Below are 16,668 nucleotides of genomic sequence, written 5' to 3' on the forward strand. Positions count from 1 at the left end.
CCGCTCCGGTGTGGCGATAAAATAGACAGTGAGGGGACGTTTTACCTTCCTTCATAAATCATTGAATTTAATGACATTGTTTGTTTTTAATTCATTTTTTTGAAGTTGGCACACTACTTGTATTTATGAGAAGTAAGAGTTAACGAACAGACTTTATGTAGGACTACCTGCTAGCAAGTCAATAACGGTCAGTGTTTCCAACTAAGATGAAGCTGGCCGCTTCGTAAGCACTTGCGAACTCATTAGGAGAGCAAATTATGACCATTACTGTCAATACCAACGTCTCGGCCATGACTGCCCAGCGTTACCTGAATCAGACCACAGGAGACTTAAGCACCTCGATGGAGCGTCTCTCTTCTGGTCATCGGATTAACAGCGCGAAAGATGATGCTGCAGGCCTACAAATTTCTAACCGTTTGACCGCTCAGTCTCGTGGTTTAGATGTTGCCATGCGTAACGCTAATGATGGGATTTCTATCGCTCAGACAGCAGAAGGCGCGATGAACGAATCGACCTCAATTCTGCAACGAATCCGTGATTTGTCCTTACAATCGGCAAACGGAACGAACTCGACGTCAGAACGCATCGCCCTACATGAAGAAGTGGCTGCGCTGCAAGATGAGCTGAATCGTATTGCTGAAACGACGTCATTCGGTGGACGTAAACTACTGAATGGATTATTTGGTGAAGCGTCGTTCCAGATAGGGTCAAACTCTGGTGAAGCGATGATCATGGCCCTGACCAGCATCCGCGCAGATGATTTCCGAATGGGCGGCCAGTCTTTCGTCGCCGAGCAGCCTAAAACCAAAGATTGGGGAGTGCCTGCCACCGCGTTAGACCTTAAGTTTGAGTTCACCAACAAAGACGGTGAAGCGATTACCTTAGATGTGTTGGCCAAGCAAGGTGATGACATTGAAGAACTTGCTACTTACATCAATGGTCAGACTCAGGATCTTCAAGCGTCTGTGGATGAAGAAGGCAAGCTCCAAATCTTTGTCGCACAGCCTAATTTGGAAGGTAACCTCAATATTTCTGGTGGCTTAGCGACAGAGCTTGGGCTCAACGGTGGTTCAGGGGTGAATACGACGGTGCAAACGATTGATGTCACTACGGTGGGTGGTGCGCAAAATGCGGTGGGTATTGTGGATGCAGCTTTGAAGTATGTTGATTCACAACGTGCGGATTTGGGTGCGAAGCAAAACCGTCTTAGTCACAGTATTAATAACTTAGCAAATATTCAGGAAAACGTTGAGGCATCAAACAGCCGGATACGTGATACTGATTTCGCTAAGGAAACCACTGAAATGACGAAATCACAAATTCTGCAACAGGCTGGTACTTCGATTCTAGCCCAAGCAAAACAGTTGCCAAACTCTGCATTAACTTTATTGCAGTAGTAGTAAAGCCCTTCATTAGTTATAACCAGACGTGGGTTTAATGAAGGGTTTTCGGCAAGTACAAATGATGATGTCTTTGGGGTTCTCTCTCTAACCTGCCCCAAAAAACTGATTGATTTGTGCACACGGCGGCCAGGCTGTGATCATTTCTCTCGATCTCCACAATGGCTACCACAATAGCCCCGGTTCTCTCAAAGGAAAAGGGGCTTTTCTTCTTTTTATACTTCCCAAAATCCACCAAACCAAACCAAACTAGCTATTAATCAATTTATCTTAAGTGATTGTTTTTATATGATTTATTAGGTCTGGGCCTACAATTTGATAAACTCTCTCTTGAACAAAAATACACAGGATTGGCCGAGTGAAAACGGCTGAAAGTTAAAGGTATGTGTAGATATCACAATACTCTAATTGGTTCATAAAAAAGCAATTCAAAAAGAGAGAAATCAAAGACAATGCTGCATCCAATGGTATGATTGACAGAATATTTCTATAACAAGAAAACTTCTAATGAATCAAACAGAACAACAGTATTTGAAAGAGCTTGAAGGCAAGCTTTGGAACGCGGCAGACAAGCTACGCTCAACGTTAGATGCCGCGCAATACAAACGCTGTACTTGGTTTAATCTTCGTTAAATACGTCTCTGATGCGTTTAAGCTGCGTCAGGATGAGATCAAAGCCGACATTGCTAACCCTGAGCACGAATACTACTTAGATCCTGCTGATTATTCGGAAGAAGAACTAGCCGAAGAGATTGCGATTGAACTGGAACAGCGCGACTTCTACACAGAGAAAAACGTGTTCTGGCTACCGACTGAGTCTCGTTGGCAGTTCCTGCAAGATAACGGCCCATTGGTTATTGGTGGTGCTGAACTAGAGATTAATGGCCCAAATAACAAGACAGTGACTAAGAAGATTACTTCTGTTGGACACCTCATCGATAATGCACTTGAAGGTATCGAACGCGATAACCCGAAACTGAAAGGTGTGCTGAACAAGTCATACTCTTCATTGAAGATTGACCAAGCCAAGCTTAACGAACTTATTAACCTGATTGCGACCATTCCGTTTGTTCATGCAGACCTCAACAGTAAAGACATCCTTGGTCACGTATACGAATACATGTTGGGTCAGTTCGCACTGGCGGAAGGTAAAAAAGGTGGTCAGTTCTATACGCCAGCATCCATCGTAACGCTGATCGTTGAGATGATTGAACCGTTTGAAGGTCGTGTGTATGACCCTGCAATGGGGTCTGGTGGGTTCTTTGTTCAATCAGAGAAGTTCATCGAGCGTCATGCAAATGAGAAGAAAGTCGACGCACTAACCCAGAAACAAAAAATCTCTATCTACGGTCAAGAATATAACCATACAACGTGGCAACTAGCAGCGATGAACATGGCGATCCGTGGTCTTGACTACGATTTCGGCAAAGAGCCTGCGAGTACCTACACCAACGTTCAGCACCCTGATTTACGTGCCGACTTCATCATGGCGAACCCTCCATTCAACATGAAAGAGTGGAATACGGGAGTTGATGTTAACGATCCTCGTTTCAAATACGGCCAACCGCCATCAGGTAATGCGAACTTCGCATGGATGCAGCACATGCTTCATCACCTAGCTCGTGAAGGCTCTCAGGCGCTTCTGTTGGCAAATGGTTCGATGAGTTCAACGACCAACAATGAAGGTGAGATCCGTAAAGCACTGATTGAGAACGATCTTGTTGAATGTATGGTAGCGCTTCCCGGTCAACTGTTTACCAACACACAGATCCCTGCGTGTATTTGGTTCTTAACTAAGAATAAGAATCCACGAGTTGATAAGGCAGGTCGTAAGCTGCGTGGCCGTAAGGGTGAAGTGCTATTCATTGATGCACGTAACCTTGGTTTCATGAAAGACCGTGTACTACGTGATTTCAGCTTCGATGACATTAAGAAAGTTGCCGATCTATTCCACGCTTGGAAAACGGGTGAAGAAATCCATGGTGTGGCATACGAAGACCAAGCAGGTTTCTGTAAATCAGCAACACTAGAAGAAATTACTAAGCATGATTTTGTACTGACTCCGGGTCGTTATGTTGGTGCAGAAGATGAAGAAGACGATGGTGTACCTTTTGCTGAAAAGATGACAACACTTACAGCAAAGTTGGGTAACCAGTTTGCTGAATCAACAACACTAGAAGCGGAAATCAAGAAGAACCTAGCGGGGTTAGGTTATGAGTTTTAAGACTTATACGTTAGGGGAGATCGCATCCAATACATCAAGACGCTTTAATTTTGTTGGCAATGAACAAGTTTGTTTTATTAATACTGGTGACATTCTTGATGGTCACTTTTTAACAGATGAGCGTGTGCAAAGTAAAGGCTTACCCGGGCAAGCAAAAAAAGCTATCCAACATGGGGATATACTCTACAGTGAGATTCGTCCGGGAAATAAACGACACTTGCTTGTTGAAGGAGATGTCGATGATTACGTGGTATCAACTAAATTTATGGTTATTACCTGTGATCATGATGTTGTGCTGCCTGAATTCCTTTATTTAGTGCTTACAAGTAAAGAGTGTGAAGCAGAGTTTAAAGTTATTGCCGACTCTCGTTCGGGCACATTCCCTCAAATTACGTTTGATGCTGTAGCTTATTACCCTATTGAGCTTCCAAGTCTTAATGAACAACGTAAAGTAGTTGAAATTATTAAGTCTATTACTCAAAAGCTTAACCTAAATAAAGATATTAATTCGACTTCTGAAGATATTGCACAAGCCCTCTTTAAGTCATGGTTTGTTGATTTTGATCCAGTGAAAGCCAAAATGAATGGCGAGAAACCGGAAGGAATGGACGCTGCCACTGCCTCGCTATTCCCAGAAAAGCTAGTTGAGTCTGAAGAAGGATTAATCCCTGAAGGTTGGAATGTCGAGCCACTAAAAAACGTATCTCGTGTTATTAATGGTCGAGCATATAAGAACACTGAGTTTAAAGACGAAGGTACCCCAATCATAAGGATCCAAAACCTTACAGGTAAAGGAAAAACCGTCTATTCAGACATGGAACTTCCAAAAGATAAGTTAACGGAACATGGTGACCTTCTCTTTGCATGGTCAGCAACATTCGGCCCACATTTATGGCGTGGTCCTAAATCTATTTATCACTACCACATTTGGAAGATGGATGTAGACGAAACTAAATTTGGTAAATACTTGCTTTACTTGCATTTAGCACGGTTAACTGACTATCTAAAAAATCAAGGAACGGGTTCAATCTTTACTCACTTAACGAAAGCAATCATGGAGAGCCAAAAACTTATTGTCCCTAGTGAGGCAATCGTTGAGGAATTTTCAAAAGTGGTAACACCATTATTTGCTCAGATTGATAGCCTACATAAAGAAAACAAAGTTCTTGAGCAACTCCGTGACACGCTGCTTCCTAAATTGCTTTCCGGCGAAATCGAGTTAGAGACAACCGAAGAATTAGTAGAGGTAAACTAATGGCGACCCGAGTGGAAATGATCATCGAGACGCTTAAAGCGCATCCAGAGAAAAAGTTTACTGCTCGGGATTTAGCCAAAGAGTTCGTACTTCGATACCCACAAGACATTGCAGAAAAGCAAACCAACCCTCGTTATAACACTGCGGAAAAGTTGATTGCTCAATTAGCGGCTGAAATTGGTGGGGAGAGAACAGAAAGAGCGAAGAACGTTTGCCCCAACGTGATCACAAGGGATAAACCAAGGCCACGCGTTTATTACTGGGAAGCTAATCCAGTAACAGAGCCGTCACGAGTCATAGTAAAGGACGAAAACGAACAAGAAGAGGTCGAGGTTGATACTCCATTAGCATCGCATAGTTACAGTGAGCACGATCTCTACCCTATGCTTGTCAAATACTTGAGTAAAGATCTTGGCCTGTACTGCCAGCGCATTGACGAGCGAAAGTCGAAAAACTCACATGGTAACGGCGGTAACCATTGGCTTCATCCTGATATTGTCGCTTTAGAGCCTCTTGATCAAGGTTGGGATGAAATTGTCCGAAGCTGTGTTCGAAGTGGTAATCACAGTTCGGTGAGACTTTGGTCTTTTGAAGTGAAGAAACACCTAACAAAAGGCAACGTTAGGAAGTCTTTCTTTCAAGCAGTCTCGAACTCTAGCTGGGCTAATTTTGGTTACTTAGTTGCGACGGGCTTGAACAGTGATGTTGAAGGCGAGCTGCAAATGTTATCAAGTTTGCATGGTATTGGGGTCGTCATCCTCGATACTGAATCATTATTTGATAGCCAGATCCTGATTCCAGCTCAGGAAAAAAGTAACGTTGACTGGCAGTCTGCAAATCGGATTGTGACTGAGAATAGTGACTTCCATCATTATATCGAGCAAGTCGGAATTTATAACCAAACTGGACGATTGATTCAGAGCGCATGGAATAAATAAAAATAAAAAGGGTAAGGCTTAATGATCACTGAAGACCAGTTAGAACAAGAATGTATTAGATGGTTCACCGACCAAGGTTATCTCTATAAAAATGGCTATGACATAGCGCCTGACGGTGACGCTCCAGAGCGTGATGATTACCACCAAGTGGTATTAAAGCAGCGGCTATTAAATCAGTTAGAAATTATTAACCCCGAGCTGCCTATTGAAGCACTGAATGATGTGGTTAATACGGTATCTTCCCCCGATACGCCCATTCTTATTAAAAACAACCGCACCTTCCATAAGTTTGTGATTGAAGGAGTGCCTGTTGAATACACGGCTGTTGAAAACGGTGAATCGAAGACAAAGCATACTCACGCTCAGCTAATGGATTTTACGACGCCTGATAACAATGAGTTCCTTATCGTGAATCAGTTTACGATTACAGGTACCAAAGGAAACCGCCGCCCTGATGTTGTGGTGTTTATTAACGGCTTACCCATCTCTGTTATTGAGTTGAAAAATCCAGCCGATGAACATGCCGACATTTGGAATGCGTTTAATCAACTTCAAACCTACAAAGATGAAATTTCAGATCTGTTTATTTTCAATGAAGCGCTGGTTGTTAGCGATGGCTGGACGGCTCGTGTTGGTTCATTAACGGCGAATAAAGAACGATTCTTACCTTGGAAAACCGTTGCTACAGAGGATGATAGACCGTTATTGGAGTTTCAATTAGAAACCATGGTTCGTGGCTTCTTCAAGCAAGATTTATTGCTCGATTACATTCGTTACTTTGTACTCTTCGAAACCGACAACGACAAAATAATCAAGAAAATTGCCGGTTATCACCAGTTCCATGCGGTGAGAGCGGCGGTTGAGGCGACGGTTCGCGCCGCCAATACCTCAGGTCACTTTCTTGAGAGCACAATACCTGCCCTAGAAAAGATTAAGCAAGGTAGCGGTAAAGCTGGCGTGGTTTGGCATACACAAGGCAGTGGCAAAAGTATCTCAATGGTGTGCTACGCAAGTAAGCTGTTACAGCAAGCATCCATGAATAACCCAACGATCGTGGTGGTGACGGATAGAAATGATCTCGATGGTCAGCTTTACAACACGTTTGGGATGGCGCAAGAGACGTTAAAGCAAATACCTCAACAAGCGGACGATCGAGATGCATTACGTGAACTGCTTTTAAATCGCCAATCTGGTGGCATCATATTCACGACGATTCAAAAATTCGCTTTATTAGATGAAGAGACAGAGCACCCTAGACTGTCTGAGCGAAGTAATATCGTTGTTGTTTCTGATGAGGCGCACCGAAGCCAGTATGGCAATAAGTCAAAGATGGTGGAAGTGAAGGACAAAAACGGCACGGTAACGGGTCACAAGTATGTTTATGGTTATTCCAAGTATATGCGTGACGCATTGCCTAATGCTTCATTCATCGGTTTTACAGGCACACCTATCGCGATGGATGACAAAGACACGCGTGGTGTTTTTGGCGAATATGTCTCTATCTATGATATTCAAGATGCCGTTGATGATGGTGCCACGGTGCCTATCTATTACGAATCTCGCCTTGCTAAGCTTGATATCAATCAAGATGAAATCGAGCAACTTAACGATAAAGTCGAAGATGAAATCGGTGAAGATGAAGAAACGGCAGATCGTGAAAAAGTTAAATCAGAATGGGCAACGTTAGAAAAGCTGGTAGGCGCAGAGCCTCGTATTGAACAAGTCGCAAAAGATCTCGTTGAACATTTCACCACGCGTACTGCTACATTCCCCGGTAAAGCCATGATTGTCGCGATGAGTCGTGAAATCTGTGTCAATCTCTACAATGCTATTGTGGCAATTAAACCAGAATGGCATCACCCAGATACCGATAAAGGTGTAATCAAGATTGTGATGACTGGCTCTGCATCAGACAAAGAAAAGATGCAGCCTCACATCCACGATAAGAAAACCAAAAAGCTATTCGAAAGCCGTTATAAAAAGACAGAAGATGAGCTTCAATTGGTTATTGTTCGTGATATGTGGTTAACAGGTTTTGATGCGCCTAGCTGTCATACCATGTACATCGACAAGCCAATGAAAGGTCATAACCTGATGCAGGCGATTGCTCGTGTGAACCGAGTGTTTAAAGATAAACCCGGTGGTTTGGTTGTCGATTATATTGGTATCGCAAATGAGCTTAAAAATGCATTGAAAACCTATACCAACAGCCAAGGCAAAGGACAACCCACCGTCGATACGGCAGAAGCGTTTTCAGTATTGATGGAAAAAGTTGATATCATTCGAGGTATGTTTGCAACGCCTGTCGATGGCGATGTCTTCAATTATCGACCTGATTTCGAAACCGACGCCTTTCGATTACTACCCGGAGCCGTGAATCACCTATCGGGCTTATCTCATGTGGAGAGTAACGGTAAAGAAGTGAGAGATGGTAAACGTCGTTTCCTTGATGTGATGGCCGCTTTGACCAAGGCTTACTCTCTATGCAATACCATGGATGAAATCAGTGGTTATAAGAACGAAATTGCTTTTTATTCAGCGATTAAGACGGCTTTCATTAAGCATTCAACGGTTGATAAGAAGCGTACAGATGAAGAGCGTAATACCGCTCTGAAACAGATATTGGATAACGCTGTCGTCGCTGATGGTGTGGATGATATTTTCTCAATGGTTGGCTTAGATAAGCCAAACATTGGGCTTCTGTCTGAAGAGTTCTTAGAAGATGTAAAGAACATGAAAGAGAAGAACCTCGCAGTAGAGCTGTTAGAAAAGCTACTTCGTGATGAGGTTAAAGCTCGCATGAAAAATGATGTCGTACAGGAGAAGAAATACTCTGAGCGTATTATGTCGACGCTTCAGAAGTACCATAATCGTAACATTGAAACTGCTCAGGTGATTGAAGAGTTAATCCAATGGGCAAAAGAGATGCAAGAAGATGCAGAGATGGTTGATAAGTTGAACCTTTCTGTCGATGAGATGGCGTTTTATCGTGCTTTGGTTGACAACGAATCTTCAGTTCGGGAGCTCGGTGACGATGATTTACGCAATTTAGCGATTGAACTCACTCAGCAACTTCGCAAGTCGGCAACGGTTGACTGGCAGAAACGAGAAAGTGTTCGTGCGAGAATGCGCAATCTTGTTCGACGTTTACTGCGTCGCTGGAAGTATCCGCCAGATGCTGCTGAAGAAGCAATTAAGCTTGTGCTAGAGCAAGCTGAAGTACTGGCAGATGGTTGGTATGCAGCTTAAGTAGAGTAAAGGCAAGGTTTTAGAACCTTGCCTTTTGCGTATTTATTCATGATTGATTTCCACATGTAGTGCGGTATTGGTTGGATCAGAATATATAAAGTAATGAATCGAGGGTGATTGAGATCATCGGCCCTAAATGATTTCTGTCCAGAGACGTGCCGAAGGGGCATGTAACGCAGAAATGCCCCATTTCTTGTTAGATCAAATGCTCTACACATTTTAGGGGCGTGCGTTTTACCTACAAAATCTAATATCAAGTTCATGGATAATTTACTTACCATCTTTACTTTCTTGTCTGTATATATACAGTTTATTAAGTTTGAATATGGAAAGTGGCATGTTTTATTGAGTGCTTGGTCTCGCTTTGCCAATGGTTGGTTTTGTAAATTATTGTTTCTTAAAGGCTTGTGCTTTTCCCATCTTGGATAACACGCATTGTTAAAAAGAGATAACATGCCAGCGTGTTTTTATGTGAGGATAGAGTACAAATCTCGATGTATTTTTTCTAATTTTTAGTGGGTTATGATAAATTAATCGAAAGTCGGGCAGGTAGAAAAACGAGACTGCCTGTTATTAATAATGTTAGCATTTTATCGAGGTTGGGCATGAGCAACGGATATGTTTATATATTAACTAATCAGTCAATTCCTGAACAATTGAAAATAGGAATGACCACAAGAGATTCAAGGGAGAGAGCCAGAGAATTATCAAATACTTCTGTTCCTACACCTTTTAAAGTTGCTTTTGAATTATTTTGTGAAGACTGCAAACTCTTAGAAGCTCAACTGCATCATGAACTAGCTGATTTCCGAGTTAGTAATAATCGCGAATTTTTTAGATATCCTTTAGATAAAGCCATAAACTTGTTGCAACAGCTGAATAAGGAAAAACCTGAGCCTGAGAATCACTATCAAGCTGTTGATATTATGGATTCTTTGAACCTAAAATATCCTAACTCCTTACGTGAGGATATTGTTGCAGTAAGGATAGTTCAACCTAAAGAACGTGTTTGGCTTGAAATTACTACGGAGCAAATATCCAGAAATGGTGAGATGGTTGATCAAACAATAAAAAGAGAAGACTTAGCGTTTATCAGCGATGATGATTTAGAAAGTCTCTATTTTAAAAATGAAGTGGATGTACAGGATAATGCAAAACGATTTGTAGACGAGTTTGGTGACGTATCAATTGTAATGGTGACCAACTTATTTAAAGATGATGTATGCAAGGAAGTTATGAAAAAGCACAATGAAAGTAGAAAAAAATGCTAACAAGTTGCTTAAACGGACAAAAAACAGCTGGCTTTTGCTCGTTCCTCGCTAATTTTAGCCAGCTATTTTATTACCGCTTAGCAAGACGTTACTTTTCCATACTTCAATTAATCCGTTATATTCTAATTTAGTAATGTAGCTGACAAAATTTTGTCCAAAAACAAGCCAGAGAACCGCATCAACATCATAACTAAAGCAACGTCGTCTTTATAACAATACGTAGCTCTTTGTCGACACGCTCGGTACGTTCAGAGCGAGAGAGCACCCCACATGACAGCTGGATTTGTTGTATCATGTTTCCACCATCGGTGGCTTCGGTTGTGCTCAGAGATGGCACATTCTGACCGACCGTGACGTCACCGCGTTCACGGCCCATCACCAAAATATTCGGGCGAGAGAGCTGCTCGGTGTTTTCGTTTATCTTGATGGCCTTGACCAAGGCGTTAAAATCCCCAGACTGAGGTGCCTGTCCTCGCAAGCTTTATTTGTTGAGCGACAATGTGCTTTAAGCTGATTTGGTCATGCTCTTATGGAGGCTGGTTTGATGGATTTTTGGGGAGGGGAATAGGCAAAAGAAGAACTGTCGAAGGTGATGCTTGCAACATAAGTCAGCATAACAGGGGCTGATTTTCAAAGAGTTACAAAGAAATTTACAGCATAAATCCTCATAAAATTGCATCAAAAGCCTGAAAATTTGAACAACAACTACCACTCAACGTAGTAAAGTTACCACACACAGGCCAACCTTTCCGAAAAACACATTGGTCATGTATTTAACAAAAGATTGGACAAAGCTTCTTAGCTATTTGATCGATTCTACGTTAACCGTCAATAAACTCGTCTTGACGTGCTATAAATTCTTCAAATACTTCTGATTGGGCGGCTTTAAAGCATCCATAAGTTCTAGATGTTGAGCCATCTTTCATGTATCCAATTGAGCGAGTGGCTTCACTCATCAGAAAGCGAACCGTGTCATTGTAGGGATCATTCATCGTTTCAAAGGTTTCTTCGTCTTGAACAACCTTGTAGTTACCGTTGCCCATAAAAGACAGCGATCGTTTAGTTGCTTTCAAGTCCTCAGCCAATTTGCTATCTGGGTCTACAGCAATAAGGCAACTTACTAGCGCATAGTCTTTTAGATTATTTCTAGCTTCAAGTGTCTGCTCATCGATAGCTCTCGAAGAATAGGTACATCCAGCTACAAGAACGGTTACTGCTGCTAATACTAAGTTGTTCAATCTTTCAGTTCCCATAGCATTACTCTTTTCGGTGCCACAGAACCGCCATAACGTTCGTAGTAGCTCAGTTCATGATAATGAGTGCCATCACCAGTTGACGAGCCATCCCAAAGTGTTACATGTCCAGATGCATCACCCCATCCGCTCACTTCAATGATCATGACTCCTCTTTTGCCTGATATCGCTGAAATGTCCACAGGTTCCATATCGTATTCAGGGCTTCCCCAATTAAACTTAATGTATTGAATCAGGTCTTTGACACGAAGGATATAAATTTTATTGTCAGCCCCCCGGACACGATATATTGGATATGTTTCGATGATTGTTCCGCTTGGTACAAGAAAACCTCCATAGTTAAAGCTCCTGCTCATTCTTAACGCACAGGCGTTGGCATAGCTATCGCTATCAGCAAGATAGAGTTCTAGGGCTCTTCCACCAACAATCTCATATACTCTTGGAGCAGCCTTTTTGCCAACTTCAGAGTAAGCAGCCCAAATATCAGAAAATCGAGGACGATTTATATCCACTGACGTAGATAACTCACCCGCAGTTATAACTAAACTTGTCATGAAATATCCTTTCCTTCAAATTCAATGTGAGTCCCCTTCAGGGCATCTGACACACATACTTCTCCACTTTCATCCACGTAACCCAAAACGGTTTTGTTAATGGGGCCAGATAAAACAATTGAAACTGTCTCACCAGGAAGGTAACCGTTGGTTTTTGCATGCACGTTAATATCGGTATAATAGCGCGAGGAGCCAGAAAGTTTTTCATGGTTCGGGCCATAAGAAAAATAGACTGATACAACAGCTTTAGTTACCGTTTCGTTTAGGGGCGTAGCTCCTGAAGAAGGTGCACTTTCAATGTCATCGACGTTTTCAGCCACCGGAAGTGGAAAGAGCCATCGAGTAACCATGCGGTTAACATTCTCCTGTGCAGACGTCTGGTCCCCATGCTTCGCCCGTTCCTCTCGTACTTTTGCACGATGTGCCGCGCTTCGCGCATCACCGTCGATCGTACTTCGTAACTCTGCTTGGCGTTCTTGGCGGTGACGCGCTGCACGCTCCCTAGTGGTTTCCTGCTTCACTTGCGGTAGGCAGGGAGGGGATTGGTATCGCATATCAATCTTCCATTTCATGAAAATGATGTTTTTCAACAATATAGCAAATTATACTGTAGATACCATCTCTCAACTAAAATTGGCTTTTTTATAATCCTGAGCCTCACCCCGAAGATCCACCTCAACAGGGGTTCTTCCTGATAGTTTAATCATCGTATGGGTATTCTTTGGAGTCCCTTTAAGTTTCTTTGTGGGTTCAATTTACACTGCTTACAAAAAACTTTGGCGGTGGTTTTGGGCTTACATGATTATCGGTGGTTTGCCCGTTGGTATTTTTTCTATCGCAGTGTATCTTGGGTGATTTAACTTAAGTTCTTTAATCCGCACCTAAACCCATCTTTTTTCTAGTGCGATTTTACTCATCGCACTCGCTCTTCGCAGCAACTTTGCAATACCAGTGATTATTCGTAGTTTGCTAATTTAGCAACTGTTGTAACGCACTTCTGTCCAAAAACAAGCCAGAGAACCGCATCAACATCTGTGATCACCAAGCGATTCTGTCGTACCTTATTTACCAAGCGACTTTGTCATTACTCTAACTACCGAGGGAAAATGTCGGGACTGATTTAGCGTACTTTTTAAAGTAATCAAATGAGCTTTAAAGGGGGCTAAGGATGTTCTGTATGGATTCAAAATCACAGTTTACTGTCGATATCATTAGCAAAGTCATTGATGGCAAAATTACTATCAATAGTGCCACGCAATGACTGCAAAAATCACGAAGAACCGTGGAACGTTACTTGAGTCGCTATCGCAAGGAAGGCATTCGGTTCGTGATTCACGGTAACACTGGTCGTGCTCCCATCAATAAAATCCCAGAGTCACTCAAGAAAGAGGTTCAGAGCCTCATTTAATGCGCTGCACCGAGCCAGTGGCTTAGGACAAACAAAGCAGCCAAACAACGGGTTAAAGCTGGATACAACCAATAGGCCCTTCACTTGAGCGGTAGATCTTATCATCACTATTTAGTCAATCAACATAAAATTATAAGCTTGCTCTCTGTTTCTATTAGTTTCTTATTGCATTATTTCCCATCGATAGCCAGTTATATTGTTAATTTACGTCGAATTCATTGATATTATAATGGTTATTTTTTAATTAAATTTACATCAATGATAACAACCTGATGACTTTGATTTTAGTGGAGTGAATAGGCGTTTATTATATTAGACTCTTATTGCTTTTCATTTAAATAATTAGGTTTATGAGTTTAATCATTGCCTTGATGATAAATAACCCATTAATAAGTCATTTAGTCAGTCAGGCGCTATCTCTGCGTTGTTGTCGCTGTTCCTGCCGCTTGCAAGACGCCTTCTTCGGCCGAGGCTATCGATGTTCCTTGATCTAGGTCTGTGTAGAAACGGCGCTCTAAAAATATAATCACTTATTGATTAAATGATCGATTAATAATAGATGTTAATCCCATTATCAACTTGCACTTTCATTATGATTGTATTGTAAATTCTATTAATGATAATGGCGGATATGAATGCATTCTTCAGCGATAAAATGCTTCACTATCGGCCGATCAACATAAAACTTTAGTATTTAATTTTATATTTGTTGCCTTAGTCATTTGCCGATACGTTATGAAGTTCTTTTAAGTGAATAAATTAAATTAGCTCTAAAGTTAATCAATTTTACGTCGTTAAATAGAGTGACTTTGAGAGAACTTGGTTTACCGAGACGTCGGAAACCTTTTTAAACTTCCGATCTACGGAAATCAATAGGAGTAACCACTATGGCGGTTAATGTAAACACCAATGTTCCGGCAATGACGGCGCAACGATTTTTGAATAGCGCTTCCAGTGCTCAGCAAACATCGATGGAACGCTTATCCTCGGGTTTTAAAATCAATAGTGCGAAAGATGATGCAGCAGGCTTGCAGATCTCAAACCGTTTGAATGTTCAAAGCCGAGGTCTGGATGTGGCGGTTCGAAATGCTAATGATGGCATTTCCATCGCGCAGACAGCAGAAGGGGCGATGAACGAAACCACGAATATTTTACAACGTATGCGGGATCTATCACTGCAATCATCCAACGGCTCAAACTCTAAGTCTGAGCGAGTGGCTATCCAAGAGGAGATTACGGCCCTCAACGACGAGTTAAACCGAATCGCAGAGACCACGTCATTTGGTGGCAACAAGCTATTGAATGGTACTTTCGCAACCAAGTCTTTTCAAATCGGTTCTGACAACGGTGAAGCCGTTATGCTGTCTTTGGATAACTTGCGAAGCGACAACGTGCTCATGGGCGGTAGCAGCTATGTTGCAGCCAATGCGAAAGATAAGGATTGGGGTGTTCAGGCCGGAGCGAATGATCTGACCATCACGCTAACCGACGTCTTTGGTGAACAGCAAAATATCGCTATCAACGCGAAAGAAGGCGACGATATTGAAGAGGTAGCAACCTACATCAATGGTCAGACAGATATGATCAAAGCCTCCGTGGGTGATGATGGTAACTTGCAGCTTTATACGGACAATAACCGTGTTGATGGTCAGGCTACCTTTGCTGGGGGGCTGGCAGGTGAGCTCAATATTGGTGCTGCCCAAGCGGTAACGGTTGATACGATTGATGTTACCAGTGTTGCGGGATCACAGGAAGCCGTTGCGATTGTTGACTCTGCTCTCAAATTTGTTGATAGCCACCGAGCCGAGTTGGGGGCATTCCAAAATCGCTTCGGCCATGCGATCAGCAACTTAGACAACATTAACGAAAACGTGAATGCGTCGAAGAGTCGAATCAAGGATACGGATTTTGCCAAAGAAACAACCGCTTTAACCAAAGCTCAAATTCTTACGCAAGCTTCTAGTTCTGTTCTTGCTCAGGCAAAGCAAGCGCCCAACTCAGCGTTGGGGCTTCTAGGCTAAGAAAATAGTTTTTTAGCACCAAGAAAGTCATGACTGTAAGTAAAATCCAGCTGCGGCTGGATTTTTTATTACCGGTCATACGTGAGGATGTTGTCAGATATGAAAAACCCAGCCTAGTGCTGGGTTAGCGACGCTGTCTAATTTCTGCAGCGTGTTGTCAGTAAGTGGTGGCTACGACGGGATTTGAACCTGTGACCCCATCATTATGAGTGATGTGCTCTAACCAGCTGAGCTACGTAGCCTAAGATAAATGGTGCGGAAGGAGAGACTTGAACTCTCACACCTTGCGGCGCCAGAACCTAAATCTGGTGCGTCTACCAATTCCGCCACTTCCGCAACTTAATCTGTAGCTATTGATGTAATCGGTAAAACATCAATAACGTTGTCCTTTACAGGAAAATATGGCAGGTCTACCCGGATTCGAACCAGGGAATGGCGGCATCAAAAGCCGCTGCCTTACCACTTGGCGATAGACCTGAAGTGAATCAACCATTGATTGATTCAAATAATGGTGCGGAAGGAGAGACTTGAACTCTCACACCTTGCGGCGCCAGAACCTAAATCTGGTGCGTCTACCAATTCCGCCACTTCCGCAACTTAATCTGTAGTTATTGATGTAATCGGTAAAACATCAATAACGTTGTCCCTTACAGGAAAATATGGCAGGTCTACCCGGATTCGAACCAGGGAATGGCGGCATCAAAAGCCGCTGCCTTACCACTTGGCGATAGACCTGCAGTGAATCAACCACTGGTTGATTCGAATAATGGTGCGGAAGGAGAGACTTGAACTCTCACACCTTGCGGCGCCAGAACCTAAATCTGGTGCGTCTACCAATTCCGCCACTTCCGCTTTGTTTCCAGAAACTTTCTCAAAAAGAAAGGTAGGAATGGTGGCTACGACGGGATTCGAACCTGTGACCCCATCATTATGAGTGATGTGCTCTAACCAGCTGAGCTACGTAGCCTAAGATAAATGGTGCGGAAGGAGAGACTTGAACTCTCACACCTTGCGGCGCCAGAACCTAAATCTGGTGCGTCTACCAATTCCGCCACTTCCGCAACTTAATCTGTAGCTATTGATGTAATCGGTAAA

General features: G+C 42.6%; 10 protein-coding genes, 8 tRNA genes and 2 pseudogenes. 8 read left to right on the forward strand and 12 right to left on the reverse strand.

Features of this window, described 5'->3' with window-relative positions:
* Positions 1-257 precede the first annotated feature (257 nt).
* The 6 genes and pseudogenes from HLM86_RS05665 (at position 258) to HLM86_RS05690 (ending at position 10,337) form a co-directional block, all read left to right on the forward strand.
* Complete coding sequence (locus HLM86_RS05665; protein WP_170882386.1) at positions 258-1,397, forward strand: flagellin; 1,140 nt, start codon at positions 258-260, stop codon at positions 1,395-1,397.
* 510 nt (positions 1,398-1,907) lie between these two features.
* Positions 1,908-3,624, forward strand: a pseudogene (locus HLM86_RS05670) (type I restriction-modification system subunit M).
* Positions 3,614-4,879 (forward strand): restriction endonuclease subunit S, encoded by a 1,266-nt coding sequence (locus HLM86_RS05675; protein ID WP_170882387.1) that lies wholly within the window; start codon positions 3,614-3,616, stop codon positions 4,877-4,879. Before HLM86_RS05670 ends, HLM86_RS05675 begins: the two are co-directional and overlap by 11 nt.
* Positions 4,879-5,817 (forward strand): COG2958 family protein, encoded by a 939-nt coding sequence (locus HLM86_RS05680; RefSeq protein WP_170882388.1) that lies wholly within the window; start codon positions 4,879-4,881, stop codon positions 5,815-5,817. The genes HLM86_RS05675 and HLM86_RS05680 overlap by 1 nt, the downstream gene beginning before the upstream one ends.
* A gap of 21 nt (positions 5,818-5,838) precedes the next feature.
* On the forward strand, positions 5,839-9,066 hold the full coding sequence (locus HLM86_RS05685) for a type I restriction endonuclease subunit R (protein WP_170882389.1): 3,228 nt from the start codon (positions 5,839-5,841) through the stop codon (positions 9,064-9,066).
* Positions 9,067-9,671: 605 nt separating this feature from the next.
* Complete coding sequence (locus HLM86_RS05690; protein WP_170882390.1) at positions 9,672-10,337, forward strand: GIY-YIG nuclease family protein; 666 nt, start codon at positions 9,672-9,674, stop codon at positions 10,335-10,337.
* A 190-nt stretch (positions 10,338-10,527) separates the two neighbouring features.
* Here HLM86_RS05690 and HLM86_RS05695 read toward each other — a convergent pair whose 3' ends face one another.
* The 4 genes from HLM86_RS05695 to HLM86_RS05710 all read right to left on the reverse strand — a co-directional run bounded on the left by HLM86_RS05695 (position 10,528) and on the right by HLM86_RS05710 (position 12,698).
* Complete coding sequence (locus HLM86_RS05695) at positions 10,528-10,815, reverse strand: hypothetical protein (RefSeq protein ID WP_175579600.1); 288 nt, start codon at positions 10,813-10,815, stop codon at positions 10,528-10,530.
* A 343-nt stretch (positions 10,816-11,158) separates the two neighbouring features.
* Complete coding sequence (locus HLM86_RS20155; protein WP_240457193.1) at positions 11,159-11,590, reverse strand: hypothetical protein; 432 nt, start codon at positions 11,588-11,590, stop codon at positions 11,159-11,161.
* On the reverse strand, positions 11,572-12,144 hold the full coding sequence (locus HLM86_RS05705; RefSeq protein WP_170882391.1) for a type VI secretion system amidase effector protein Tae4: 573 nt from the start codon (positions 12,142-12,144) through the stop codon (positions 11,572-11,574). Before HLM86_RS05705 ends, HLM86_RS20155 begins: the two co-directional genes overlap by 19 nt.
* Complete coding sequence (locus HLM86_RS05710) at positions 12,141-12,698, reverse strand: hypothetical protein (protein WP_170882246.1); 558 nt, start codon at positions 12,696-12,698, stop codon at positions 12,141-12,143. Before HLM86_RS05710 ends, HLM86_RS05705 begins: the two co-directional genes overlap by 4 nt.
* Before the next feature lie 614 nt (positions 12,699-13,312).
* Between HLM86_RS05710 and HLM86_RS05715 the strand changes: the two are divergent.
* A pseudogene (locus tag HLM86_RS05715) lies at positions 13,313-13,549 on the forward strand (helix-turn-helix domain-containing protein); the annotation flags it as partial.
* 890 nt (positions 13,550-14,439) lie between these two features.
* On the forward strand, positions 14,440-15,573 hold the full coding sequence (locus HLM86_RS05720; RefSeq protein ID WP_076586753.1) for a flagellin: 1,134 nt from the start codon (positions 14,440-14,442) through the stop codon (positions 15,571-15,573).
* Positions 15,574-15,738: 165 nt separating this feature from the next.
* Here HLM86_RS05720 and HLM86_RS05725 read toward each other — a convergent pair.
* The 8 genes from HLM86_RS05725 to HLM86_RS05760 form a co-directional block, all read right to left on the reverse strand.
* Positions 15,739-15,815: transfer RNA gene (locus HLM86_RS05725), tRNA-Met, on the reverse strand.
* Positions 15,816-15,824: 9 nt separating this feature from the next.
* A tRNA-Leu gene (locus HLM86_RS05730) sits at positions 15,825-15,909 on the reverse strand.
* A gap of 66 nt (positions 15,910-15,975) precedes the next feature.
* Positions 15,976-16,050 (reverse strand) — tRNA-Gln (locus tag HLM86_RS05735).
* 32 nt (positions 16,051-16,082) lie between these two features.
* Positions 16,083-16,167: transfer RNA gene (locus HLM86_RS05740), tRNA-Leu, on the reverse strand.
* 66 nt (positions 16,168-16,233) lie between these two features.
* A tRNA-Gln gene (locus HLM86_RS05745) sits at positions 16,234-16,308 on the reverse strand.
* A 32-nt stretch (positions 16,309-16,340) separates the two neighbouring features.
* Positions 16,341-16,425 (reverse strand) — tRNA-Leu (locus tag HLM86_RS05750).
* A 38-nt stretch (positions 16,426-16,463) separates the two neighbouring features.
* A tRNA-Met gene (locus HLM86_RS05755) sits at positions 16,464-16,540 on the reverse strand.
* A 9-nt stretch (positions 16,541-16,549) separates the two neighbouring features.
* A tRNA-Leu gene (locus HLM86_RS05760) sits at positions 16,550-16,634 on the reverse strand.
* Positions 16,635-16,668 lie beyond the last annotated feature (34 nt).

The organism is Vibrio ostreicida (assembly GCF_013074385.2).
GTDB lineage: Bacteria > Pseudomonadota > Gammaproteobacteria > Enterobacterales > Vibrionaceae > Vibrio > Vibrio ostreicida.

Coding starts and splice junctions, on each gene's coding strand:
- HLM86_RS05665 (WP_170882386.1), top strand. CDS start 258: ATGACCATTACTGTCAATACCAACGTCTCGGCCATGACTGCCCAGCGT.
- HLM86_RS05675 (WP_170882387.1), top strand. CDS start 3,614: ATGAGTTTTAAGACTTATACGTTAGGGGAGATCGCATCCAATACATCA.
- HLM86_RS05680 (WP_170882388.1), top strand. CDS start 4,879: ATGGCGACCCGAGTGGAAATGATCATCGAGACGCTTAAAGCGCATCCA.
- HLM86_RS05685 (WP_170882389.1), top strand. CDS start 5,839: ATGATCACTGAAGACCAGTTAGAACAAGAATGTATTAGATGGTTCACC.
- HLM86_RS05690 (WP_170882390.1), top strand. CDS start 9,672: ATGAGCAACGGATATGTTTATATATTAACTAATCAGTCAATTCCTGAA.
- HLM86_RS20155 (WP_240457193.1), bottom strand. CDS start 11,590: ATGGGAACTGAAAGATTGAACAACTTAGTATTAGCAGCAGTAACCGTT.
- HLM86_RS05705 (WP_170882391.1), bottom strand. CDS start 12,144: ATGACAAGTTTAGTTATAACTGCGGGTGAGTTATCTACGTCAGTGGAT.
- HLM86_RS05710 (WP_170882246.1), bottom strand. CDS start 12,698: ATGCGATACCAATCCCCTCCCTGCCTACCGCAAGTGAAGCAGGAAACC.
- HLM86_RS05720 (WP_076586753.1), top strand. CDS start 14,440: ATGGCGGTTAATGTAAACACCAATGTTCCGGCAATGACGGCGCAACGA.